Annotated in this window: 23 protein-coding genes and 1 pseudogene; 4 read left to right on the top strand and 20 right to left on the bottom strand. The window is 39.4% G+C overall.

What is annotated here, in order from left to right; all coding sequences use genetic code 11:
- Positions 1–31: 31 nt before the first annotated feature.
- On the bottom strand, positions 32–1,357 hold the full coding sequence (locus ACM5BR_RS01065; RefSeq protein ID WP_416825340.1) for a phenylacetate--CoA ligase family protein: 1,326 nt from the start codon (positions 1,355–1,357) through the stop codon (positions 32–34).
- A gap of 217 nt (positions 1,358–1,574) precedes the next feature.
- On the opposite strand from ACM5BR_RS01065, the gene ACM5BR_RS01060 reads away from it, so the two are divergent.
- Entirely contained in the window at positions 1,575–1,823 is a 249-nt protein-coding gene (locus tag ACM5BR_RS01060) for a hypothetical protein (RefSeq protein ID WP_416825339.1), read from the top strand.
- Positions 1,820–2,200, top strand: a complete 381-nt coding sequence (locus ACM5BR_RS01055; RefSeq protein WP_416825338.1) for a retropepsin-like aspartic protease — start codon at positions 1,820–1,822, stop codon at positions 2,198–2,200. Before ACM5BR_RS01060 ends, ACM5BR_RS01055 begins: the two co-directional genes overlap by 4 nt.
- Before the next feature lie 265 nt (positions 2,201–2,465).
- Here ACM5BR_RS01055 and ACM5BR_RS01050 read toward each other — a convergent pair.
- A pseudogene (locus ACM5BR_RS01050) lies at positions 2,466–2,985 on the bottom strand (sugar phosphate nucleotidyltransferase).
- Positions 2,986–3,030: 45 nt separating this feature from the next.
- Positions 3,031–4,563, bottom strand: a complete 1,533-nt coding sequence (locus tag ACM5BR_RS01045; RefSeq protein WP_416825337.1) for a glycosyltransferase family 2 protein — start codon at positions 4,561–4,563, stop codon at positions 3,031–3,033.
- 610 nt (positions 4,564–5,173) lie between these two features.
- Between ACM5BR_RS01045 and ACM5BR_RS01040 the strand changes: the two genes are divergently transcribed.
- Positions 5,174–5,719 carry a hypothetical protein gene (locus ACM5BR_RS01040; protein ID WP_416825336.1) on the top strand — a complete coding sequence of 182 codons (546 nt, stop codon included), beginning with the start codon at positions 5,174–5,176 and terminating at the stop codon, positions 5,717–5,719.
- Between the two features lie 285 nt (positions 5,720–6,004).
- Here ACM5BR_RS01040 and ACM5BR_RS01035 read toward each other — a convergent pair whose 3' ends face one another.
- Positions 6,005–7,678 carry an ABC1 kinase family protein gene (locus ACM5BR_RS01035; protein WP_416825335.1) on the bottom strand — a complete coding sequence of 558 codons (1,674 nt, stop codon included), beginning with the start codon at positions 7,676–7,678 and terminating at the stop codon, positions 6,005–6,007.
- Between the two features lie 242 nt (positions 7,679–7,920).
- Between ACM5BR_RS01035 and ACM5BR_RS01030 the strand changes: the two genes are divergently transcribed.
- Complete coding sequence (locus ACM5BR_RS01030) at positions 7,921–8,235, top strand: hypothetical protein (RefSeq protein WP_416825334.1); 315 nt, start codon at positions 7,921–7,923, stop codon at positions 8,233–8,235.
- 144 nt (positions 8,236–8,379) lie between these two features.
- Here the strand turns inward: ACM5BR_RS01030 and hypE are convergent, their stop codons facing one another.
- The 16 genes from hypE to ACM5BR_RS00950 form a co-directional block, all read right to left on the bottom strand.
- Entirely contained in the window at positions 8,380–9,381 is a 1,002-nt protein-coding gene (gene hypE, locus ACM5BR_RS01025) for a hydrogenase expression/formation protein HypE (RefSeq protein WP_416825333.1), read from the bottom strand.
- Positions 9,381–10,493, bottom strand: coding sequence for a hydrogenase formation protein HypD (gene hypD / locus ACM5BR_RS01020; protein ID WP_416825332.1), 1,113 nt, complete (start codon positions 10,491–10,493; stop codon positions 9,381–9,383). Before hypD ends, hypE begins: the two co-directional genes overlap by 1 nt.
- Positions 10,465–10,701, bottom strand: a complete 237-nt coding sequence (locus tag ACM5BR_RS01015; RefSeq protein WP_416825331.1) for a HypC/HybG/HupF family hydrogenase formation chaperone — start codon at positions 10,699–10,701, stop codon at positions 10,465–10,467. Before ACM5BR_RS01015 ends, hypD begins: the two co-directional genes overlap by 29 nt.
- Positions 10,692–12,971: a carbamoyltransferase HypF gene (gene hypF, locus ACM5BR_RS01010; protein ID WP_416825330.1), complete on the bottom strand. Its 2,280-nt coding sequence runs from the start codon at positions 12,969–12,971 to the stop codon at positions 10,692–10,694. Before hypF ends, ACM5BR_RS01015 begins: the two co-directional genes overlap by 10 nt.
- Positions 12,959–13,615, bottom strand: coding sequence for a hydrogenase nickel incorporation protein HypB (hypB, locus tag ACM5BR_RS01005; RefSeq protein ID WP_416825329.1), 657 nt, complete (start codon positions 13,613–13,615; stop codon positions 12,959–12,961). The genes hypF and hypB overlap by 13 nt, the downstream gene beginning before the upstream one ends.
- Entirely contained in the window at positions 13,612–13,971 is a 360-nt protein-coding gene (locus tag ACM5BR_RS01000) for a hydrogenase maturation nickel metallochaperone HypA/HybF (protein WP_416825328.1), read from the bottom strand. Before ACM5BR_RS01000 ends, hypB begins: the two co-directional genes overlap by 4 nt.
- A 5-nt stretch (positions 13,972–13,976) precedes the next feature.
- Positions 13,977–14,405, bottom strand: coding sequence for a Rieske (2Fe-2S) protein (locus ACM5BR_RS00995; protein ID WP_416825327.1), 429 nt, complete (start codon positions 14,403–14,405; stop codon positions 13,977–13,979).
- Positions 14,402–14,884: a HyaD/HybD family hydrogenase maturation endopeptidase gene (locus ACM5BR_RS00990; protein ID WP_416825326.1), complete on the bottom strand. Its 483-nt coding sequence runs from the start codon at positions 14,882–14,884 to the stop codon at positions 14,402–14,404. Before ACM5BR_RS00990 ends, ACM5BR_RS00995 begins: the two co-directional genes overlap by 4 nt.
- The gene (gene cybH / locus ACM5BR_RS00985; protein ID WP_416825325.1) at positions 14,871–15,668 is read right to left on the bottom strand and encodes a Ni/Fe-hydrogenase, b-type cytochrome subunit; all 798 of its coding nucleotides are present in this window, start codon (positions 15,666–15,668) and stop codon (positions 14,871–14,873) included. Before cybH ends, ACM5BR_RS00990 begins: the two co-directional genes overlap by 14 nt.
- A 13-nt stretch (positions 15,669–15,681) precedes the next feature.
- A complete protein-coding gene (locus ACM5BR_RS00980) occupies positions 15,682–17,406 on the bottom strand; it encodes a nickel-dependent hydrogenase large subunit (RefSeq protein ID WP_416825324.1) in 1,725 nt (574 codons plus the stop codon).
- Positions 17,403–18,476 (bottom strand): hydrogenase small subunit, encoded by a 1,074-nt coding sequence (locus ACM5BR_RS00975; protein WP_416825323.1) that lies wholly within the window; start codon positions 18,474–18,476, stop codon positions 17,403–17,405. The genes ACM5BR_RS00980 and ACM5BR_RS00975 overlap by 4 nt, the downstream gene beginning before the upstream one ends.
- A 153-nt stretch (positions 18,477–18,629) precedes the next feature.
- Positions 18,630–19,382, bottom strand: coding sequence for a twin-arginine translocase subunit TatC (gene tatC / locus ACM5BR_RS00970; RefSeq protein WP_416825322.1), 753 nt, complete (start codon positions 19,380–19,382; stop codon positions 18,630–18,632).
- 109 nt (positions 19,383–19,491) lie between these two features.
- Positions 19,492–19,698 carry a twin-arginine translocase TatA/TatE family subunit gene (gene tatA / locus ACM5BR_RS00965; RefSeq protein WP_416825321.1) on the bottom strand — a complete coding sequence of 69 codons (207 nt, stop codon included), beginning with the start codon at positions 19,696–19,698 and terminating at the stop codon, positions 19,492–19,494.
- A 42-nt stretch (positions 19,699–19,740) separates the two neighbouring features.
- Positions 19,741–20,655 (bottom strand): hypothetical protein, encoded by a 915-nt coding sequence (locus ACM5BR_RS00960; RefSeq protein ID WP_416825320.1) that lies wholly within the window; start codon positions 20,653–20,655, stop codon positions 19,741–19,743.
- A 35-nt stretch (positions 20,656–20,690) separates the two neighbouring features.
- A complete protein-coding gene (locus ACM5BR_RS00955; RefSeq protein WP_416825319.1) occupies positions 20,691–22,109 on the bottom strand; it encodes an MATE family efflux transporter in 1,419 nt (472 codons plus the stop codon).
- Positions 22,090–23,637, bottom strand: a complete 1,548-nt coding sequence (locus ACM5BR_RS00950) for a CehA/McbA family metallohydrolase (protein WP_416825318.1) — start codon at positions 23,635–23,637, stop codon at positions 22,090–22,092. Before ACM5BR_RS00950 ends, ACM5BR_RS00955 begins: the two co-directional genes overlap by 20 nt.
- Positions 23,638–23,754 lie beyond the last annotated feature (117 nt).

Here is a 23,754-nt window from a genome sequence, read left to right as displayed (position 1 = left end):
GTTATATTATTAAACAAAAAAATATCTAGGTTTAAGGTGTCAATGTTTTTAGACGATTATCAACAATGTGGATGGCTTTGCCTTCTGATCGAGGGATGGTTCTTGGTGCCAGTACTTTTACATTCATAGTGACTAAGCAGTTATTCTTCATAGAATGTTGTATTTTCTTTATAATCGATTGAACCCATATATGATTTAAGTCAAAATTAATTTCCTTGTAAATGTCTTCTTTCACTTCAACATGTAGTTCAATGGAATCTAGTGATCCATGTTGATTTAGATGGACTTGATAATGCGGTCCTATTTCTTCAAGCTGAACAAGGTAATGCTCGATTTCCGACGGGAACACATTAACTCCTCGGACAATCAGCATATCATCGATACGCCCTTTCACGCGGGACATTCTTGTTGTCGTTCTACCACAGCTGCACTTTTCTTTCGTAATGGAAGCTATATCCCCAGTACGGTAACGAATAATTGGAAACGCTTCCTTTGTTAAGCTCGTAAATACTAATTCTCCCTCCTGACCGTCAGGAACAGGTTCAAGTGTTTCGGGATTAATTACTTCGATAATAAAATGATCTTCTGCTATGTGCAGTCCATCTTGAGCCTCATGACACTCCATTCCAATCCCAGGTCCCATCACTTCGCTAAGTCCGTATATATCACAGGCCTTAATATTTAGCTTCTTTTCTAGGATACATCTCATTTCTTCTGACCAAGGTTCAGCACCAAAAATACCAAATTGTAAAGAAGTATCACTTGGATCTTTCCCCATATCCTCCATATCTTCAATAAGCTTTAAAATATACGAAGGAGTACCTGCTATAACGGTAGGCTTAAAGTCTTCTATAATCGTTATTTGCCGAGTAGAATTTCCGCCAGATATCGGTACAGTAGCCATTCCCAATCTCTCAGCGCCATAATGCAGTCCTAATCCACCAGTGAATAGGCCGTATCCATAAGCGTTTTGGAACACGTCTCCTGGCTTTCCACCTGCAATAGCTATTGCCCTTGCTACAATATCCGACCAATTAATAATATCTTGTTTTGTATACCCAACTACCGTTGGTTTTCCACTCGTACCAGAAGATGCATGGATACGAATTACATCCTTCAAATCAGTAGCAAACATCTGAAACGGGTAATGATCTCGTAAATCCTTCTTACATGTAAACGGTAATTTTCTAACGTCATCTAAAGACTGTATGTCTGACGGTTTCATATTTAATTCATCAAACTTCTTCCTATAAACTTTACTATGGGCGTATACTTGGTGTACTGTTTTTTTAAGATGCTCTAGTTGTAATTCTTCAATTTCATATCTGGAATACGTTTCTATATCATGAAGAATCAAGCTATTTGCCCCCCTATACAAATACACAGAATATAAAACGCTTACATTTTATATAACGATTATGAAACGATAATAAATAATCTGTTATATAAGCAAAAGATACCATATAAAGGAAAATGTGTAAATATATAATATACAAAAAATGTAAAAAATTTATTCTAAAAAAAGAAGGGAAATGCTATGGTAATGATAGATACAAAACAAGGAGTGATAAACAATGAGATGGGAAGAGGTTCGTAATTTATACCCAGATCAATATGTAAAACTTAATATCCTTGATTTTTACTTAGAAGATGATAGAAAAATTGTAACGGACGTCGCATTAATCAATGTCATTGAAGATTCAAAATTAGCTACAAAAGAGTTGCTAAAATCAAAAGGTGATACTATTGTTTATCATACTGGTTCCGAAAAAATTGTAATTGAAATGAGAAACCCAACAGGCTTAAGAGGTATCAGATTATGAAGTTAGAATTAGTTAATCGTTTACTTGAAGTAGAAATGGTGATTTCTTATAAAGGAAAAACGAAGATAATAGATAAGCTTGTTATTGATACTGGTGCAGCTCATTCTCTTATCTCATCTGATATTGTTGAGGACATAGGTATTTACTTTGAAAATGGAGATCCTTTAGTCAGTGCTTACGGAATTGGCGGTGAAGAATATTCTTTCCGAAAACCAGTTGATTTTATTCTGTTAGGTATGCATGAAATAACAGAAATGAAGCTGGATTTTGGAAATTTAGATGATTGGGGTATCAATGGTCTCATAGGGCTTGATATCCTAATGAATGGAAAATTTATCATTAATTTAGAGAAATTAGAGTTAGTTCAAAAACATTAATCAAAATATGAATTTCTTAGCAATTTAGTTATAGCGTATCTCTTAAATAAGGAACACGCTTATTTTGGTTCAGATCCAGATTGTGGAATGAATTATTATTGGCTTTACATTAAGCAAGGTGAGCCGAAGCATAAGTAAATGAGGTTTTTAAGTGGGTTGAGTCATTGATACATAGTGGAGAGTGGCAATAGCGTGATTATGTAAAACAGAAAGCTGAAATATTTAAGAAAAAAGTTAATACTTCAGCTTTCATAATGGTTTATATTCAATTTAGTATTAGGGCATCTTCAGTGGTCTTAACTAATTCTTTAAAATAACTAATCAGTTCATCTCTAAGGTCCTCATGTTGAAGGGCAAATTCAATTGTTGTTTTCACAAAGCCAATCTTTTCTCCAACATCATATCTTTTTCCTTCAAAATGATAGGCAAAAATACGTTGGATTTGGTTTAATTTTTCAATGGCATCTGTTAATTGAATTTCTCCTCCAGTTCCAACCTCTTGCTGATCCAAAAACATGAAGACATCAGTTGTAAGAATATATCGACCCATTATGGCAAGAATAGGTTTTACTCAAGCTCGGGGGCATGTCGAAATGGTCTTCGATGGATCGTTTCACCTTGCCGTTAACAATAATAATTTCTTCAATTCCCGAGGTGATACCTTCTTCCACAATATATTGGATGGTTGACTTATCTACAATAGACAGCATTTCTTTTGGTTGGGCCTTTGTAGCTGGCAATAATCTTGTACCAAATCCGGCCGCGGGAATAATCGCTTTCTTTATTTTCGTAGATACTTCTTTTTAAAAAATAATTTATTTAGAAATTCTTTAAGCGGAATGTCTGCCTCGTAACGTCCAAATTTGATAGAGCATAGCAATTGATGTATAAACGGTTAAATAGGTTAATATATTCCAGCCTGTTTTTAAATAAGGTTTTACCGCTAATTGTACAGTTTCACTTGTTAAAAAGGCTCTATGATCTATACACAGATAAGTGCCTATCGCTACTAAAGCGACTATGACAAGGATACCCTCAACCAATTTACTTCTTGTTTGACCCCGCTCAGCGCTATACTGTATTGCCCAGCCATCTTTTTTGTTTGCAGATAATTTTCCTAACCATACATTTGCAAAGGTGATTAGATTGACCCATAAATAAATTTCAGGACTAATCAGTAGTGTAGCCAAAATAACATCTATTGATCTATGCATAGGAGTCTTTAGTGCAAGTATAGTATTAAGAATCGACGCTAAGGCTATAGGTGTAAGCCATATCCAGGACCAATAAAACTGGTTTGTAGCGAGGGCTGTGACTAATAATAAAATGAATAATAAGCGTATAGTAAGGTCACTAAATGATTTTATTTGCGAACGCCATATCCTTCCCCTGTGTCTTGATTTAACCCCAATGTTACTATTTGTTAGTAACTCAACTGTTCCCGATTGCCATTTATTTCGTTGCTGCCGAAAGGTATGATAGGACCTCATGGCGTCTACAAAACAACGAGCCGTAGGACTGATAAGTGTCTTCCATTTTTTTTGGATTTGCCAAGTTAGAAGCATGTCCTCTACGTCACTTTCATCTTGCCATGGACCATCCAATTTGTTTTCATCGATTACATTTTGTAGTGCTTCGGGTCGAAACAAAGTTGCTTGTCCCCCTAATACATACGTACTTCCACCACTGTATTGAAGACTTAACAACCAGCTTGCCATATCTTGTTTTTGTTGATGTGTCCACCAACGTGTAATGGGTCCTCCATACTCACCGCTTGCAATCTTTGCTTCGTAATGAGTGTCATCTTTTGAAATAAGACTTTTCTTCTTTGGCATTCTCATAGTGTACTTTGCCATTACTCCGCCAATATTTCGGGAACTCATGAGACCTTCCCATAATTCAAATAATGCGTCTGGCGCAAGCCGGCTATCTGCATCCATGCCAAGTATAGCCTTGACTGAGTTTTTATAATATTCCTGAAAGATTGTTAGCTTTTTATCATATAAGTCTAAAGGATCTCCATAAATACTTTTCCATGCCGCGTTTAATGCTCCTACCTTTCTGTGTTTATTATTTTTTGTGGTGAGAACTTTCAGTCTCAGATTAAATTCCTCTCCAGCTTCTAACGCAACTTCCTCTGTTCGATCGGTACAGTTATCAGCTATCACAATAACATCTAGTTCAACATCTTTTGGCAGGGATTGATCTCCTAAGCCAGCTAAACAGTCGCGGATCGATTTTTCTTCATTATGCGCCGGAATAAAAGCAACAATTCTTGGTTTCATATACGTATTTCTTACACCTGAAATACTGGAAGCAGTTGAATCATTATAAATGTTCGGTATACCGACCACGTTCTCCATTCTTCATCCTCCAAGTTAAATGAAATTCGGTCCTAAACTGGATATTATTACCTGTAATAATGTATGCGATGGAATAATTTTAGAGAACTAGATTAGGGAATAAGCAGTAACAGATATAAAGTAATTTCCTATCTCTTCGTTCGAATAACTTCTAAGGAGGAGGGTTTAAAAAATGACGCTTAAATATCCAGAAAAGGTCCTTGCTAGGATGATAAGAATTAAATATAAGGAAGAAATATTTTTATTAGGATATGTGTCAATATTTCATTTTCCTCAAATATTTGCTGGTCTAATATATCCAGGTAATAGAAATAGAAGTTCTTATTATACACACTTGTATTTTGGTTTCGTTTAATATACTACAATGTTACATAAGAGAAAAATCATCATCGCTTATCTGCACTTCAATTACTCATGGATTATTTAATGTTCTAATTTTCACACAGGCAACAGATGTAATATCAAGAGGTAATCCGATAATAGAAATTGAATGTTCAGGTTAGTTAATGAATTGCTTGTTTTGACAAAAAACTTACTTTAGAGTGGTAATATAGCTGTTTTCTAGTTGTAATTTTTGGTTTCATTTTAAAAAAATGAAGGAGCTAACGATATGCAATTGGTGAAAAATATAATGAACAAAGAAGTAGAGTTTATTTGCGATGATATACAAACAAAGTACATACACCCTCATTGGATGGATATTAAGGATGATTACAATGAGAATATTGGTATTATTACAGGGTATCAAACGAACATTCCTCTTATTATTAGTGATATGTTCTCCGAAAGAAACTCTTTAAGAGAACTGGATGCTGTTTCTCAACTGTGTTCTGATTTATGGTGGTTTTTATTTGAACATAAGGATGAATTAAAAGATGTGTCCGGAGAACTTTATTTTCTAAATAATTTCCGCTTAGACGAAGACAATTTGGATAGAGAAAAATCAGTGTTGAATCTACTAAAGGATAAGTATAACGTAATCATCTATTCTTTTGGCAACACCGAGATATTTGATGAATATGCTATATGTTTGTCAGAAAAATGGAAACTCAGACATATTCAAATGCTTTTGCAAACAGGTTGGTCTAAAGAAAACAAAATGGAATATTATATCTATGCGAATCCCAAAGTGATATTTAAAAATCCTTTTTCATAATCATCAACTTAATTACTTTGATAAGTTTATTTGCTGATATAACAACTGTTCCATTAATGAGGTATTTAAATTCCATTTAAAGCTGTTGTTCCGTAATCAGGCGCTTTAATTGAGCAAGGATCACAAAAATAAAAACGTGTTTTGATCATTCTTTTTTCAAAACACGCTTTTTCTATTTGCTCTTTTATCAAGGTTTATTAAGTTAATTTAATCAAACTTTATTCCAAGGCTACTCCCTCATAAATCTGTACCCATTTTCTTGTCACAACAATCAGTTCGTTCCCCCTACATACGCCCTGATTTTATAATCGAAATAATCATGAAGATGAACATAAGGGTTGCAACAACAGAACCAATCTCGATAGCAGGTATTTTCCACAATAACGTTGTTTGACCAGCAATCGCAGAACCAACAATGAGTCCAACCATTAGGATACTAAAGGATAGTAATATAATGCTGAAGGAAAGTCGGTTTACAATCGTGTCTAGTTTTTGTAACAAAACTTGCTGTTCGGTTACATGGATATCAAGGCGCAGCTTTCCTTTTTTAATCGTCGTTGTAATTTCCTTTAAATCTTTCGGCAAGCCCGATAGCATTTCCGCTTGTTCAATCAATTGATCCCATGATTTTTTTGCAATGGTTTTCGGATGATAGCGATTTTGAAGTAAGATTTGGCCAAACGGCTGCGCTGCAGTCATAATACTAAATTCAGGGTCTAGATTTTCCACAATACCTTCGACCGTGAGAAGCGCCTTTCCGAGAATGGTAAAGCTTACAGGAATTTGAATTTGGTGATAAAAACAGACAGAAAATAAATCATTAATCGCTCCGCCAAGACTCATCTTGCTTAACGGAATATCATAATATTTCATTTGTAAATCCTCAATATCTTGGTACAGGGCATTCATATCCGTATCATCCGGCAAAATACCCATAGATGAAAATGTATGTATAAGACCTCTCGTATTGCTACGCTGCAAATAAATGACGAGCGAAGCAAGATTGTATTTCATTTCCTCCGTTAGCTTGCCAACCATACCAAAATCGATGAAGCTGATGACGTGATTCGGTAAAATATGTATATTACCTGGATGAGGATCGCCATGAAAGAATCCTTCTATTAATATCTGATGGAGCATGGCATTCGTAATTCGCTCAGCTAGTAGCTTACGGTCATAGCCTTGTCTATCCAGCTCCTCTAAATGATTCACTTTAATTCCTTGCACATATTCCATCGTGAGTACTTTTTTCGTTGAATATTCCCAATATACCTTTGGGATACGGATTTCCGGTTGGTCAAGAAATTGCTTGGCAACCCGATCGCCATTTCTTCCTTCCAACGTGTAATCAAGCTCTGCGAGTAAGGATTTAGAAAATTCCTCTAGCATTTTACGAATTGGATAGTTTTTTGCAAAGGACAGTTTTGCTTCCATAAGCTGCGCTAGATCATCTAAAATTTCTAAATCCGTTTTCACTATGTTTGTAATGTCAGGCCGTTGAATTTTTATCGCAACCGCTTCGCCTGTAGGCAAATGAGCCATGTGCACCTGACCAATTGACGCTGTGGCAAGAGGTTCCCTGTTAAAGTCTTGAAACAAAGTCTCTAGCGTACCTCCCAGCTCTTCTTCGATGATGGCTCGTACTTGTTCAAAAGAGAAGGAAGAAACTTGATCCTGAAGCTGTTCTAATTCATTTGTAATTTCTTCCGGAATAAGATCACGGCGCGTGCTTGCAATTTGTCCAAGTTTAATAAAGGTTGGACCTAATTCTTGCAGGGTCGTGCGCAGCTTTACACCGATCGTGCGCAAATTCATATTTTCTTCTTCCTCAAGCTTCTTCTTTGATATAGATTTATCGGTTAAGCCTAAGCGGTAGATGATATAGCTAAAGCCATTTCGGATACAAGCATTGCTAATTTCCTGGTATCGCTTCGCATGTTTGATTCGTTTGCCAATCATATTATTTCCTCCAGTAAGCAGACTCCAATTTAGGAAAATTGTTTCATCCTTGTCCTTCTATCATACTGCATAATCTGCTGATCAAGAGCAGCTAAAGAAAAAAACACCTCCGTGCTTTGATATGCTCCCCATTAGGTAGACAGATAAATAAATAGAATCTGTTTATTTAATGCAACCTAGTATTTTTGGGATTAAAATAACTAAAATATGAATATGCAAAAATATAAGTGTGGGGGTGTCAAATGGGAGGAATACTTTTTTTAGGGATCGTATTCTTCATAACTTATTGGTTGTTAAGAGACAAGAAAAGAATGGATTCAGCTAAAAGAAAGTTGTGCTTTATAAGTCTGATTTTCGCTATTGTTTTTGTCTTTATTCCTACAACAGGACTAAACAATGGGAATAATGGGGAATTTCTTTATTTGGGGATACCTGCAGAAAATTTCTTCTATGCTGGTGGATGGATGTTGAGATTTAATCCATTAGGGTTTATCTTTAACTTTTTTGTGTTTTATTGGTTTTTTAAGATAATACTAAAGATTTATCATAACGATTGAATGTCTTTCGACTTATGTAAAAGAGTAGCTGTTTACACGTCTAATTTTCCCCATAGAAAAATCCCCCTCCATAGTAGGCAGATAAAAGTGCTTTCTTTTTTCTGTCTACTATAAGGGGATCATATCAGCTAGGGAGGCGCTAGCTTAACAAATACGCGGGAACATAGTGCCCGATAATCGAGTCAGCATTCGTTTGGAGCCAATTGGAGTTTCCAAAAGCAGCTGCCCTTTTTCTTTGCTGATGATACTGCCAATGATGGTAGCATCTTTTCCTTCGGGGCAGGATTTTAATAGATCGATGACTTTTTCTTTCTGACTGTCTGCCACGATAAAAATGGCTTTCCCTTCATTTGCAAGATAAAGCGGATCGAAGCCTAGAATGTCACAAGCACCGTGTACCTCTTGTTTAATCGGCAGCAACCGTTCGTTAATTTTCATCGTAACTTGAAAATCTTCGGCAATTTCTACAAGGGTTGTAGCAAGACCGCCTCTCGTTGGGTCACGCATAATGCGAACGCCATCGCACTCTGTAAGTACGCTATCAATCATTCCATTCAGGGAAGCACAATCGCTTTGCGTAGGAGCAGTTATTCCTAAGTCTCCTCTTGCTGTTAAGACGGCAATACCGTGATCACCAATCGTTCCTGAGATAATAATTGCATCGCCTTCTTCAAAGGCTAGGCTGCAGCCTTTATTCGGTTCATACACGCCAATCCCAGTTGTGTTAATAAACACACCGTCGGCACTTCCCTTTTCCACTACCTTCGTGTCACCAGCAACAATCGTAACACCCGTCTTTTTCGCTTCATTCGCCATATCGATTACGATTTTCTTTAAATCGGCAATTGGAAAGCCTTCTTCAATGACAAAACCGCATGTAAGATAAAGCGGCTTTGCACCGCTCACAGCTAAATCGTTGATTGTACCAGCAACGGCTAATTTTCCGATTGAACCACCTGGGAAGAAAATCGGTTTAATAACGAAGGAATCAGTTGTAACAGCTATGTTTCCGGTTGGAATATGCAAGGATGCTGCATCAAATAATGCCGCATCCTTCTCGCCAAATGCAGCTACAAATACATCGCGAATGAGACGATGCGTTAATTCCCCGCCATCTCCGTGCGCTAAGTTGATGAACGTCTCCATTACAAACTCTCCCTCATATATTGATAATAGGCAGCACAGCTACCTTCTGCAGATACCATACATGGACCAATTGGATTTAACGGCTGACATGCTTTTCCAAACAAAGGACATTCACTAGGTGAAATCAAACCTCGGATCACTTCCCCGCAACGGCATTTCGTTTTCCGCGGTTCTCCTACTTCCACCTTAAATCGCTTTTTGGCATTATACAAATCGTATTCTGGCTTTAGGTCCAATCCGCTATGTTGAATAACGCCGATGCCGCGCCATGCTTCATCACAGGTTGTTAAATACGTTTCCATCCATTGCTGGGTAACTTTATTTCCGTTTTTGCTTACAACCGATGAATAATTATTTTCAATCGCAGTCTTTTCTTGTAATGCGAGATCAATAAGTTTATAGATGCTAGAAAGCAATTCAGCTGTTTCAAATCCTGTGATTACACCGGATATATGATACTCTTCCACTAAATAGTTATAGGATGATTCCCCTAGTACAATCGATACATGGCCTGGAAGGATAAAACCATCTAGCTTTACATCTCCTGCTTCTAATAAATAGCGAAGAACGGGCTCCACCAATTTCGTTGTCATCCAAATAGAGAAATTCGTAATTCCTCTCTTCTTTGCTTCTCCAACCATTAGCGTCAGAATCGGAATAGTCGTTTCAAATCCTATACCTAAAAAGATAACTTCTTTATCCGGATTTTCTTCAGCGATTGTAACCGTATCAAGCGGAGAATAGACAATCCGAATATCACTTCCTGCGATTTTTTTATCTAGTAGCGTTTTGTTTGACCCCGGAACGCGCATCATATCACCAAACGTGCAAATAATGCGGTTATCCCCTTCGCTAAGCGCAATCATGGCATCAATTGACTTTTGATCCGTTACGCAAACCGGACATCCTGGACCAGATATTAAATTCACATCATTCTTTAAACATTGCTTTACGCCTGTTCTAGCAAGGGCCATCGTATGAGATCCGCATACTTCCATGAAAGCTGGCTTTCGTCCAAATTTCTTTTGAAATTCCTTTGCTTTTTCAAGAACGGCTTCTACAAGCGGCATACATAGGTCTGGATCATTCGACTGTTTCAGAATTTCGAGCATCGACCAACTTCCTCCATTCCAAAACGCTATTATTTGCATATTGTTCATCGACGATACTCATCGCTTGTCCTGCATGAACAATAACAAAGTCCCCTTCTTCTACCTCTGGAACGAAAATAATACCAACGGTCGTTTGTGATCCCATCACATCAACTACCGCCGTATATTCCATTTTCTTCACTACCTTTGCTGGTACACCTACACACATGATTTAGCCCTCCTTTTCGCTGCTGCCACGGCCAATTGACCGTATGATAAGCCTCCATCATTACACGGCACTTGTTCCGGTACATATACGTTAAACTTTCGTTTCGTTAACTCTTCTCGTAATCGTTTACGTAAATAACGATTGTGTAAGCTGCCACCGCCTAATACGACGGTTCTGCTTTGCTCAGGCTGCATATCGGCTACTCTTTCTATTGCGGTAAGAATAGACTGTACAACCGTTTCATGAAAGCGTCCGCTAATATTTGCTGCTTCTTCGCCTGCTAACACGTCGCGTGCAATTTCCTTAATCATTGCTTTCATTTGAATCGTTACAAGCTCACCCTCTATGCATTCATACGAATAAGGCTCGTACACGTTCGTTTCATCCACTAATTCCGAGAGCAAAATGGCTGCCTCTCCGTCATAGCTCGCAATTTTCGTAATCCCGCATAATGCGCTAACCGCATCAAACAAGCGGCCACAAGTACCCGCCTGAACAATATTAATATGATTTTCTATCATTTTTTTCAAAATATGAATCTCTTTTTCTTTATCTGGAAATAGAGAACGTGCTAAGCTTTCTCCTTCTTCTTCAAGTAAGTCTAGCAGCATAGCGACTGCATTTCGCCATGGCTCGCGAATGCAAGCTTCTCCGCCGGGAAGAGGTGTATATTGCAAATGAGCAAGTCTTTGTGCACTGCTGGCATCTCCGTAAAACACTTCGAATCCCCAAACGTTTCCGTCAAGTCCGTATCCGGTTCCATCGAGGATGATTCCATAGGCTTTTCCTGTAAGATGATGTTCCTCCATACAGGCAGCCATATGAGCATGATGGTGCTGTACTTCCAGTACCGTATGAAATTCTTCCACAAGCTGTCTCGTTGCATAACCTGGATGTATATCGATCACTGCGATGTCCTGCTTAATATCCATCCATTTCATTAAATGGTCGTACTCCTGCCGGTAATGATGAATCGTTTCCATATTCTCCAAATCACCGATGTGCGGTCCAAGAAAAACTTGCTCGTTTCTACCAATCGTAAACGTTGTTTTTTGTTGGCCCCCAAAGGCAACCATTCCAGATACATCGTTACTTGCCACGAAAGGATCAGGAACATAGCCCCTCGCTCTTCGGAAGAAATCTAAACGACCATCACTTACTTGTACAACCGAATCATCAACAGGATGAATGATCTCCCGATTATGAACAAGATAATAATCAGCGATTCCATCTAAGTAGGTGAGTGCTTCGTTATCTTTATAGAGAAGCGGCATCCCGGAAGGATTGGCACTCGTCATGACAAAACAACCATTCTCATTATCCTTAAACAGCAAATGATGGAGCGGTGTGTACGGAAGCATTACGCCAACCGTTGTCATCTTCGGTGCTACACTTCTTGCCAGCTTCCCTTCTTTTCTCTTTACAATGACAATAGGTGCCTCAGGACTCTTCAGCAGCTTCTTCTCTGCCTCATTCACAAAGGCGAAAGCATTAATAGCAGAAAGAGATGCGGCCATAACCGCAAGCGGCCGTGCTGGACGGTTTTTACGTTTTCGCAGCAGTGTGACAGCCTGTTCATTCGCTGCATCACAGCAAAGATGATAACCGCCTAGTCCTTTGATCGCCACTATATGACCTGCTTGTATCAACTGCATAGCTTGCTTTATCGGTTGCTGCGTTTCAAGCTTATGTCCATGCTGATCCAAAAGTGTAACGGATGGACCACATGTAGGACAAGCGATAGGCTGTGCATGATGACGCCGATTGGTCGGATCCTCATATTCTCTTTGACAATCTGGGCACATAGCAAAGCTCTTCATCACTGTGTACGGCCGGTCATAAGGAAGCTCTTCAATAATCGTATACCTTGGCCCGCACTGCGTACAATTGATAAACGGATATTCATAGCGAAAATTAGTCTCATCATTCATCTCTTCTAAGCAATCGTCGCATACTGCAGAATCGATTGGAATGACAAGAGACGAGGTTCCGGTGCGCTCACTTTCGATAATGGTAAAATCGGTTGCATTGGTTGGTACTGTATCTACTACAATTATATTACTAATATGCGAGAGACGAGGCGCTTTACTTTGCAGTTCATGCAAAAACTGCTGTACATCCGCCTTCGCTCCTTCGGCTGTAATTTTTACACCGTCCATATTATTTTGTACCGTTCCCGCTAGATGATGAGCATGGGCGAGCTGGTATACAAACGGCCGAAATCCTACCCCTTGTACCCGCCCGCAGATGCTGACATTTACTGCATACATTTTTTATACGCCTCTTGAATCCATGCATACCATTCTTCTAGTCCTGTTCCTGTTCTTGCTGAAAGAGGAATCAGCTCTGAATTTGGATTAATATCTAGTAAATCCTTCTTCGCTTCCTCTACATTAAAATCAAGATAAGGAAGTAAATCAATTTTGTTAAGAAGAACAAGCTCGGTACGCATAAACATTTGCGGATATTTCGGAATCTTATCATTTCCTTCAGGAACACTAAGAACGGCAACTTTATGGTTCTGTCCCAAATCATATCCAGATGGACAGACAAGGTTCCCTACATTCTCAATAAATAATAAATCGATTTCATCTAAATCCAATTCACCAAGGCTTGCTGCAACCATTCTTGCATCCAAATGGCAGCCGCCATAGGTGTTAATTTGGACAGCCTTTGCCCCCATTGCACGTATACGATCAGCATCTCGCTCCGTCGCTAAGTCGCCTTCAATAACAGCAATACGATAGGATCCAGATAACGCCTTTACCGTTTCCTCTAACAATGTCGTTTTACCGGCTCCGGGAGAGCTCATTAAATTAATCACAAGTGTATTCGTTTTTTCAAAAAGATCGCGGTTAAAATCAGCCGCCTTATTATTGTTCGTTAATACATCTGTTCGTAACGTTATATTCATGATTCATCGCTCCCCTCATAAGATAACACTTGAAATGTTTCCCCTGCTAATACTTTACCAGATGGAATGTTACAGTTCGGACAGAGTGCAATCTTCTGGGTCGGATGATACGTCAGACCACAAATGACACACTCTGCCTTCGCTTCCTCGGTATGAATCATTAATTGTGCTGTTTCCTTAAAAAGATACGGGTTTTGATCACGAAAAATTTCGAAGGCCATCTCCAATGCGTCTGGCATCGCATTGCTTATTTCTCCTACAATTAATTCGATTTTCTTTATTTGAACGATACCCCTTTTTGCTGCATCCTCTTGAACGAGCTGCAAAATATCTCCCATCAATGACATTTCATGCATCACGATCACCTTTTACCGTTGTCTGTAAGGCCAACAACATACATTTGGTCCTTCCTTTTTATCTGTAAGCTTTGGACAGATAATTCTCCGTCCATTGTTTTCAAATTGTATTCCTTGTCACAACTCATACATGTTGCTACATGATCATACGTCCGAACTTGAATAAGATTGGAGCAAGCCGGACAAATTCCGCTAATCGCATGAAGCTTTTCTTCATGTGAGAAAATGATAACCGGTTTGCCAGAAGCATAACGAACTTCCGGCCGGTTACCCATTTCATCATGCTTCATCACAGGTACCCATGTAATTCCAAGAGCACGATCTGCTGCTTCTTCCACTTTTTCTATATCATCCTTTAAAAAAGGCTCATACACATATTTCACAGTTTGAAATATGCTTCCCGCCACTTCTTTTAAGAAATCGAGACGATTCATGATACATGTCTCCAGCATTTTACTTGATTCATAACCGCTTCAGCTAATTCACCTAGGTTTGCTTGATTCGTTTCGGTTAGGTCTACACCTAGTTCTAATGAAGTAGGCTGCATACCAAACATAATAATTCGTTTCGGATAGCGCTCTCTAAATTTCGCTGCAAATAGCACTTCCTGAAAACCCATCTGATGAACGGACATCTTAATACCAAAATAAGCAGGAATTTCGTCTCCTTCTAATGAAAGAATGGTTCCGCCTTCTACACCTGCATTAATCGCATCAATGATAATAAGATTTTCCGCTTCCTCAACCGGACCGAGAAGCTTCATCCCATCCGTTAATCCCTCTATAATCTCAATTTGTTCGTCATCCTTATACGCTTCTTCAAGGAGCGGCAACAAATGAATACCAACACCCTCATCTGTGAAGAGGGTGTTGCCAATTCCAAGTATTGTGATTTTATCTTTATTTCGATTCATCATTCTTATCACCAACTAATTTTTTCGGTTCAGTCTTGTAGCCTGTAAACATCGAAGAAATGGTACCATTTCGTTCGAGATAATCATCGCGAACTGCCATATAGACGTGAATAACTGTAAATAACATAAATGCCCATGCTACTAAGTGGTGCCAAGAACGAACCGAATAGCTATCTCCGCCAAACAGAGTCGGAACCCAAACGAATAGCTTACCCCAGAATGATTCTGGCTGTGGCTCAAAATACATATAATAGCCTGTTAGCATCATTACCCAAGAACCAAGACCGATAAAGATCCAGTAACTAAGCTGTGCAAGTGGGTTATGGCCAATGTAATGCGGTTTCTTATTTTTTAAGAATAGATAAAATTTAATTGTTTCGAATACTTCTTTCCAAAACACCAAGCGAAATGGATTCGATGTGGCAAATTTATTTCCTATAAACGCCCAGTACAATCGATAAAGAAGATTGATTGTGAAAAGGAACGCTGCAAAAAAGTGTATATATCTCGCCCAGCCCATGACATAGGAATAATATGCTTCCTCTGGTACAGTTGAACCAACAAATGGTTTTCCGATATAAATCCCCGTTATCATAAGCATGATAATTGCCGCTACATTGATCCAATGAAAAATTCGAACTGGTAATTCCCACACATAAACTTTAACGACATCTTGTTTTATTGTCTTATATTTAATGGGACGTTCCGGATGAAACGTCGCTTCACTATCCTTGCCAGGAACATGAGTATTGGTATTATGTGCTGTTGGCATGAGGTCTGACATAGCTTGTCTCCTCCTAACCTAATCGAATTTCAGTCGTTTTGTTAGATTCTAAATCTGTTAAATGTACTGCACAAGCAAGACAAGGATCAAAGGAATGAATAATACGCAAAATTTCTAATGGCTGTTCCTTATTTAGCATCGGAGTTCCCTTCAAAGCTGCTTCATAGGCTCCAATATTATTATTCTGATCACGCGGCGATGCATTCCAAGTAGATGGAACAACGGCTTGATAGTTCTTCGTTTTTCCATTTTCAATGTCAATCCAGTGACCGAGTGCTCCGCGTGGTGCTTCTACCCAGCCCACTCCTTGTGCTTTCTTCGGCCAAGTTTCTGGCTCCCATTTCGTACGGTCAAATGTAACCTGATTTCCGTTCTTAATATTGGTAAGCAGCTCATCCATGTCGTGACGAAGCCAATTCGAAAGAAGAATTGTTTCTAGCGAGCGTGCCACCGTACGACCAAGCGCTGATTTCATTGCGGTAATTGGAAGACCTAGTTTTTTCAACGTATCGTCCATCAAGCTTACAATCTCTTGATTTCCTGATGCATAACCGACCATCATCCGAGCAAGCGGGCCCGTTTCCATCGGTTGATTCTTCCAACGCGGTGTTTTCAGCCAGCTATATTGCTTATTCGTATCCAGATTCTTATATGGTGCTTGCGGTCCTGTATAATGAAGAGCAGTTTCTCCTTCGAACGGATGCTTACCAACTCCGCCGCCTTCCTTACCATCATATGTATACCAAGAATGATCAATAAACTCCTTCACTTGTTCAGGATCCTTAAGATCAACATCATGTACTTCATTCATATTTCCATTTAATATAATTCCTCGTGGAAAACGGTATAATTTCGTATCATATATGCTGCCTGTTGAGAAATCACCATAGCATAAATAGTTATCTAAACCGCCGCCATACGTCCAATCTTTATAATAAGAACCGATGGCAATCACGTCAGGCACATACACTTGGCTTACGAATTCACGAGCTTGGTCAATGATTTGTGATACATGCATTAATCGCTCTGCGTTAATACCATTATCACTATTAATATCTAGAGGAGTTGCCATACCTCCTACTACATAGTGAGGATGCGGATTTTTACCACCAAAAATCGTTTGTACCTTAACAACTTCCTTTTGCCAATCCAATGCTTCTAAATAGTGAGCAACCGCTAATAAGTTCACTTCTGGTGGAAGCTTATATGCATTATGTCCCCAGTATCCATTTGCAAAAATGCCAAGTTGTCCGCTATCAACTAGCTTCTTCACTTTGTTTTGTACATCTGCAAAATAGCCAGGAGAAGATTTTGGCCAGCTTGAAATCGACTGCGCAATTCGTGATGTTTCAGCAGGATTTGCCTTTAAGGCACTGATTACATCGACCCAGTCTAACGCATGCAAATGATAGAAGTGAACGACATGGTCATGAAAGAAGATAACCATATTCATAATGTCACGTATCAAATGGGCATTTCTTGGGATTGTAATTCCTAGTGCATCTTCAACAGACCGAAGTGACGCAAGAGCATGAGTCGATGTACAAACGCCGCAAATACGTTGAATGTACGCCCACACGTCACGAGGATCACGGTTTCGTACGATTAACTCTAGTCCTCGAACCGCTGTCCCAGAACTAAATGCATCCTTAATCATACCCGTTTCATCGATATCAACCTCAACGCGAAGATGGCCTTCAATTCTCGTAATTGGATCTACTACTATGCGCTCGCTCATTCGTCTTCCCCTCGTTTGTCATCGATTTTTTTCTTAATTACAGTTCCTGCTGCATGAACAGCAATACCAGCTGTCGTAACACCAACTGCTGCTAATCCAACCGTATCCGGACTAATCGTCGTTTGCGAACCAGGAACTTTCGCTCTTCTTGTGTAAAGAGGACCGTTATCCCAGAAGCCTTTTTCTGAACAGCCAATACATGGATTTCCCGATTGAATCGGATAGCTAACCCCTCCATTCCAGCGCATTTCAGCACAGGAATTATAAGTTGTTGGTCCCTTGCAGCCTACTTTATATAAGCAATACCCTTGCTTTGCTCCTTCATCATCAAAGGACTCCACAAACAAGCCTGCATCAAAATATGCACGGCGGTTACATTTATCATGGATACGATGGCGATAGAAGGCCTTCGGACGTCCGAGATGATCCAATTCTGGCAATTTTCCGAATGTTATAATATGAGCAATCACACCAGTCATTACCTCTGCAATCGGCGGGCACCCTGGAACGAGAATAGTAGGTGTGCTCGTTTGAAAACTCGTAATTGGTTTTGCTCCTGTTGGATTCGGATAAGCAGCAGGAATACCGCCCCATGCGGAACAAGATCCATAGGCAATGACAGCTTGCGCATTCGAAGCCATTTCAATGAAGGTATCCTTTCCTGATTTTCCCCCAATATTTAAGAAGCCATCTTGAGGAATACTTCCTTCAACCGCAAGAACATACTTTCCTTTATAGTTTTTCAACACCTGTTCCATCGCTGCTTCAATTTGAAATCCGGATGCAGCCGAAAGAACTTCAGTGTATTCGAGTGATATCATATCAAATAGAACGCTTTCAACTTTAGGCTGAGAAGAACGGATAAACGACTCTGAACAGCCTGTACAATCTTGGAATTGCAACCATACGACAGGTACTCTTGTACTCGTTTCCATTGCTTTTACGACTTGATCTGTTTGGGAAAAGTCAAGACCAACCGCCGCAGCCAATACGGTACACATCTTCAAAAAATCTCTTCGGGTAACCCCATTATCCATTGCAGTTTCATAGATTGTTTTCTGCTTCTTCATTTGCTAGATCCCTCCATTTTCCATGGAATAACTATGTAGATACTAAAAATTCAGGGTAAATGTAACATACCAATAGGGTTTTCGTCCTAGTATGTTAGAATTGTTCACAAAAACTTCTTAATCACTATTTGTATAGTGAAAACGTCATAACGATTAGGTAGCATCCTCTTGCTTGAAATCCTCCTCTTCTTCCCGCTGACGCTTCAGTTTCTTTCGAAAAACAAACTTAGAAATAAGAATACTGATTTCATAGAGCACTAATAAAGGAATCGTTACGAGTATATCGGACACAAATTCTGGCGGTGTAATAACAACAGCAATTACTACCAAAACAAAATAGGCATACTTACGAATGGTTGATAATACATAAGGATTTATAATACCAAGCGAAGTTAAAAACATAACGACGACCGGAAGCTCGAATAACACCCCAAACGGCAACGTCACATTCAACATAAATTGAAAATATTTCTGTGCCGTAAACTGGGCCGCAAACATATCCTGGCCCAAATGAAGCAAAAACGAAAGAATCATAGGAAACACTACAAAATAACCAAACGCAAGCCCGATGATAAATAAGAAAAAGAGTGCCGGCACATACGTAAGCGTAACCTTTCTCTCCTTCGGTCGCAGAGCCGGACGCACAAACAACCAAATCTGCACGGCAATAACAGGAATCGTCCCTACAACCGCGATCACCATCCCAAGCATAAAATACACCCATACTATATCACTTGGTCCGAGTACCGATAGTTTCATATCAATACTCTTTGCAAACCATTTATAAATGTCGACGGAAAACACAATCCCAACGATAAAAAACACAACAAACCCTACCGCTGAAATAATAATCCGTTTCCGCAATTCCTCTAAATGGTCTACAATCTGCAATTCTTTATCTATCATCCTCTTCCCCTGCCCATTCATAAGGTTTACGGCTACCGCTTCACAAAAAAACGACTCGCATTAATACATACGAAATCGTTTTCATGCCGAAGAGCAAAACCACTACACCTTATTTCGCTTCAACCTTTTGCTCTTCCTTCTTCTCTTCCTTCACTTCACTTACTACATCATTCGTTAATTCAGCTGTAGATTTCTTAAATTCCTTTAACGTTTGACCAAACGCACGACCAATTTCGGGGAGCTTCTTAGGTCCAAATAGAATAAGTGCAAGAGTTAAAATTAAAATTAAGCCAGGAACACCAATATTAGAAAACATGCTAATCCACCCCTTTATAGCTGATATGTATTTCTATATTGATTATAGTATTATCCTAATAAATATAGTCTTAATTATCGGAAAGTTCATAAGAAGTTCACATTTGAACAAAATGTGACTGTTTTTTACTGTTTCATCATTAGTTTTTGCTGATACAAGACCAAAAGTGTCATTACACACTTCTTTTTCTGCTGTTCCACTATTGTTATTTGCCAATAATTTATTCACGGGTTCTCGTTCTTTCTCTAATCTGGTGGGTTTTGCTGTTACAAGATGGGTTTTCGCTGTTAGCGCTCCTGTTTCTGCCGTTAAACTTTTGTTGTTCGCCGTTAACTTATTCGAGGGTTCGCTTTTCTTCCTCTGATCTGGTGGGTTTGCCGTTACACAGCGGTTTTTCGCCGTTAACCTTCCTTTTTTCGCCGTTAAACCTTTCTTTTTCGCCGTTAAACTTTTCTTTTTCGCCGTTAACTTATTGTTTGGCCCCCTTTTCTTCCTCTGAACAGGTCCTTTTGCCGTTACACGACGCTTTTTCGCCGTTAACCTTTCTATTTTTGCCGTTAAACCTTTCTTTTTCGCCGTTAAACCTTTCTTTTTCGCCGTTAACTTATTTCTGGGCTCCCTTTTCTTCCTCTGAACAGGTCCTTTTGCCGTTACAAGACATTTTTTCGCCGTTAACCTATTGAGTTTCGCCGTTAAACCTCTGCCTTTCGCCGTTAACTTGTTTCTGGGCTCCTTTTTCTTCCTCTGATCTGGTCCTTTTGCCGTTACACGACGCTTTTTCGCCGTTAACCTTTCTATTTTCGCCGTTAAACCTTTGTTTTTCACCGTTAACTTATTCGAGGGTTCGCTTTTCTTCCTCTGATCTGGTGGGTTTGCCGTTACACAGCGGTTTTTCGCCGTTAACCTTCCTTTTTTCGCCGTTAAACCTTTGTTTTCTGCCGTTAACACTTCTTGCACACAAAAAACCTTTCGGAACTTATTCCGAAAGGCTGTTATCCTCTATCAATCTCCGACAAATTTTTGGGCGACACATGCACCAAACTTTTCCTCTTCCATACTCCGGAACTCCATCGATAAAGCATGAGTGCAGAGCGAATGCCCTCGTCTGCGATCAATCCTAACCAAATGCCTTTTAAACCTAATGATGTGTGGAGACCAAAAAAATAAGTTAACGGAATGGAAATGAACCACATGACGACAATAGCAACATATACAGGAAAGCGTACATCGAGCGCGGCATTAAGGGACCCAATTATGATAATGTTAATGGTTCGAACGATCTCTAGGATAATCGTCAAAAGAAAAATGCTCTTTGACAACGTAATGATAGACTGATTTTCTGTAAACAATCTCATCAATGGATCACTTAGTAAGAATAATAGTGTACTGCTGACAGCTGTGAAGACAAGGCCGATTCGAAGGTTTTTGAACGCCCGTTTGTACGCAGCTGTCTGGTCCCCAGCTCCAATGAGAAAGCCAATCAAAATTTGTGTTGCCCCACCAATAGAAATACTAAAAAGTGTTACAAACTGGGTTATATTTTGTACATAGATTTTTGTTGTCAGTTCCGTCTCTCCAAGAAACGTCACCATTACTGTAACTAATAGCATGGATGCGTTGTATGAGAACGTTTCTCCCGAGGATGGGATACCGATATTTAGGATGTTCTTCATTTCCTGTTTTTTTCCGAACAGTAGTTCCTTACATCGCAAACGATAACCAAGCAACTGTTTTAGTAAGATGATAGCAAGTACGAACCCAATTACATTACTGACTGTTGTCGATATTACGACACCAGTAACGCCAAGCTTAGGAAATCCAAGATTCCCATAAATTAAGAGATAGTTTCCAAATAGATTCAAGAGATTAATTATAATTGGAACCAATACCGCGTATTTTACATATCCATAGCTTCGTAGAATGGCTACAATCGTTGATTGAAGACAAACAAATAAAGTAATGGATCCGACACCGACTAAAAAGGTTTGAGCATAATCAAGGAAAGTTCCCGAACTTCCTAGCAGGGATAACATCCATTTAGAGGCAAATAAAAACACAAGACTTAGTACGAGTCCAAACCAGGTTGCCAAACATAGCGCTGCAGAAATCACGTCCTGAATTCTTTTCATGTTTTTGGCTCCGACGAGTTGTGCAATCATGATCTGCGAACCAATCCCAATGCATCCATATATAAATGTCGTGACAAGGATGATCTGAGAGCTGACACCGACCGCAGCAACAGCCTGGTCTGAATACCCGCTAAGCATGAGCGTATCTACATTTACCAACACGACTTTTAGAAATTGATCTAAAAAAATCGGCCATGCTAACATCAAAAGTCCGAAGCGATTTTGCAAAGTGACATGGAGACTATTTTCTTTTACAGATTTATCATTCGAAGTAAATCGCATTTGTGAACGCCACTAGTAACTCTTGTCCATCGATTAAACCCCAAAGCTCTGCTCTCGCCCACTTCAGACCGCTTCCTTCAACAGAAAAACGCTCATTCCGCATAGCTTTGCTGTACAATGTCCCTAGATTGCTCTCAAGTTGGAGTCTTAGAGATTCAGTGTCAATAGCTGAATGCCAAAGAGAAGGATCTGGAAAACTAACTTCAAATGTAACTGCTTCTTCTTCTACTTTCACGCAATCTCCAATTTGCACTTGTAATCCTCGAACGTTGGCAGTAAGAATGAAAGGTCCTCCGTACGAGATTGATAATCTTCCTTGCTTTATTGCATCAAGCATCTCCTGTTCAAAAGCTTCTTGCGTACTTTCTTCTTTAACGAGTATATGAGTTGTTGCAACTAAAGGGTTATCACCTATGTTATGATGCCAATCACGTCCAGATACCGCTGGAAGATGATAGCCTTTATTCAGTAAATTCGTCCAGAGCTGGAATGCACGCTGATTGTAACGTTTTAATGATGGAGAATCCGAATTCCATACTTCAATATAATCAAAATCTTGTAAATTGGTAATCATATACTCAAAATAACAGCCAGTGCAGAAGGGATTCCCCTTTCGAAATGGATGGGCAATGCCAACAAGTGCTCCTAGCGCCTTAATTTCTCTAATTCCGCGATGAATGTCTGTTGGTCCAACTTTTCGCCATTCACTATATTGCGGTGATTTATATCCAAGCGTCAGTACATGCCCAAAAAACGTTGTCCACTCAAGACCATTGATGATCCGAATACCCGTTTCTTGTTCCACCTGTTCTTTTTCCTGCAAAGGACTCGTCGTGTTATGATCTGTAACTGCGACCACTTCAAGTCCTCTTTGTTTTGCAATTGATGCTAGCTCTTCTAGCGATTGGATCCCATCACTATGGTTCGTGTGACTATGAAGTTCTGCTGCTACCCAACGCGTTGGGGCGTTTCCCATATATTGCGGTTGATATTCGATGTCGTTTGCCTTAATATTCTCTAATCCATCATAATTTCGCCAAATTCGGTCACGATCAAAGTTATCGGCAAATTGACCCGTTCCTTCAATAATAAGTTCATAGGTACACATTTCTGTTAAAATGGCATGAGCACTTACGGTAACAGACCATAAACCTGCTTGGATAGACCCTTTCCAAAATCCGGCTGTTGCCTCTTTTTCCCCTATGACAATATTCTGCAAACCGGCTGAGCGATGAGCAGCACCTCGAAATCCATCCGGATCATCGATAGAAATGGTTAATAAATTACGAAGGATTACATCCTTCACTTCTGCCGGGTCGAGTTCTTTATCATACTTAAGCGCCTCTTCAATTAAGATACTTTGTCGTTCTTGATCATCAACTAGAACTGGCGAATAGTTAAAGGTAATCTGTATTTCCGTTGTTTCTTGCGGTACAAAGAAACGGTGTTCTGTATGTGTTTGCGTACTTGTATGGTTTAAAGTACTCTTCGTTTGAAATAAGCAAAGTTTCTTTTCAGTCATCTTCATAATAATCGATTCCTACCCATCCCAAATTCTACACAAAGAACACCTCCGGTACACTTCATCCTTTTCATCTTAGTTCCTTCGTTCGACCAGGCTGAAGAGGAATACCACTTGTCACCG

The organism is Ectobacillus polymachus (assembly GCF_048159605.1).
Classification (GTDB): domain Bacteria; phylum Bacillota; class Bacilli; order Bacillales; family Bacillaceae_G; genus Ectobacillus; species Ectobacillus polymachus.
Note: the sequence above shows the minus strand (reverse complement) of the source record. Positions and strands in the feature narration are given on the sequence as shown.

Excerpts from the sequence above, each read along its gene's own strand:
- tatC (WP_416825322.1), bottom strand. The coding sequence starts at position 19,382 with ATGATAGATAAAGAATTGCAGATTGTAGACCATTTAGAGGAATTGCGG.
- ACM5BR_RS01055 (WP_416825338.1), top strand. The coding sequence starts at position 1,820 with ATGAAGTTAGAATTAGTTAATCGTTTACTTGAAGTAGAAATGGTGATT.
- hypE (WP_416825333.1), bottom strand. The coding sequence starts at position 9,381 with ATGGAGACGTTCATCAACTTAGCGCACGGAGATGGCGGGGAATTAACG.
- ACM5BR_RS01015 (WP_416825331.1), bottom strand. The coding sequence starts at position 10,701 with ATGTGTGTAGGTGTACCAGCAAAGGTAGTGAAGAAAATGGAATATACG.
- hypB (WP_416825329.1), bottom strand. The coding sequence starts at position 13,615 with ATGAATATAACGTTACGAACAGATGTATTAACGAACAATAATAAGGCG.
- ACM5BR_RS01040 (WP_416825336.1), top strand. The coding sequence starts at position 5,174 with ATGCAATTGGTGAAAAATATAATGAACAAAGAAGTAGAGTTTATTTGC.
- ACM5BR_RS01035 (WP_416825335.1), bottom strand. The coding sequence starts at position 7,678 with ATGATTGGCAAACGAATCAAACATGCGAAGCGATACCAGGAAATTAGC.
- ACM5BR_RS01030 (WP_416825334.1), top strand. The coding sequence starts at position 7,921 with ATGGGAGGAATACTTTTTTTAGGGATCGTATTCTTCATAACTTATTGG.
- ACM5BR_RS00990 (WP_416825326.1), bottom strand. The coding sequence starts at position 14,884 with ATGAATCGAAATAAAGATAAAATCACAATACTTGGAATTGGCAACACC.
- ACM5BR_RS00995 (WP_416825327.1), bottom strand. The coding sequence starts at position 14,405 with ATGAATCGTCTCGATTTCTTAAAAGAAGTGGCGGGAAGCATATTTCAA.
- cybH (WP_416825325.1), bottom strand. The coding sequence starts at position 15,668 with ATGTCAGACCTCATGCCAACAGCACATAATACCAATACTCATGTTCCT.
- ACM5BR_RS00955 (WP_416825319.1), bottom strand. The coding sequence starts at position 22,109 with ATGCGATTTACTTCGAATGATAAATCTGTAAAAGAAAATAGTCTCCAT.
- ACM5BR_RS01045 (WP_416825337.1), bottom strand. The coding sequence starts at position 4,563 with ATGGAGAACGTGGTCGGTATACCGAACATTTATAATGATTCAACTGCT.
- tatA (WP_416825321.1), bottom strand. The coding sequence starts at position 19,698 with ATGTTTTCTAATATTGGTGTTCCTGGCTTAATTTTAATTTTAACTCTT.
- ACM5BR_RS00950 (WP_416825318.1), bottom strand. The coding sequence starts at position 23,637 with ATGAAGATGACTGAAAAGAAACTTTGCTTATTTCAAACGAAGAGTACT.
- hypD (WP_416825332.1), bottom strand. The coding sequence starts at position 10,493 with ATGCTCGAAATTCTGAAACAGTCGAATGATCCAGACCTATGTATGCCG.
- ACM5BR_RS01000 (WP_416825328.1), bottom strand. The coding sequence starts at position 13,971 with ATGCATGAAATGTCATTGATGGGAGATATTTTGCAGCTCGTTCAAGAG.
- ACM5BR_RS01060 (WP_416825339.1), top strand. The coding sequence starts at position 1,575 with ATGAGATGGGAAGAGGTTCGTAATTTATACCCAGATCAATATGTAAAA.
- ACM5BR_RS00980 (WP_416825324.1), bottom strand. The coding sequence starts at position 17,406 with ATGAGCGAGCGCATAGTAGTAGATCCAATTACGAGAATTGAAGGCCAT.
- ACM5BR_RS00975 (WP_416825323.1), bottom strand. The coding sequence starts at position 18,476 with ATGAAGAAGCAGAAAACAATCTATGAAACTGCAATGGATAATGGGGTT.
- hypF (WP_416825330.1), bottom strand. The coding sequence starts at position 12,971 with ATGTATGCAGTAAATGTCAGCATCTGCGGGCGGGTACAAGGGGTAGGA.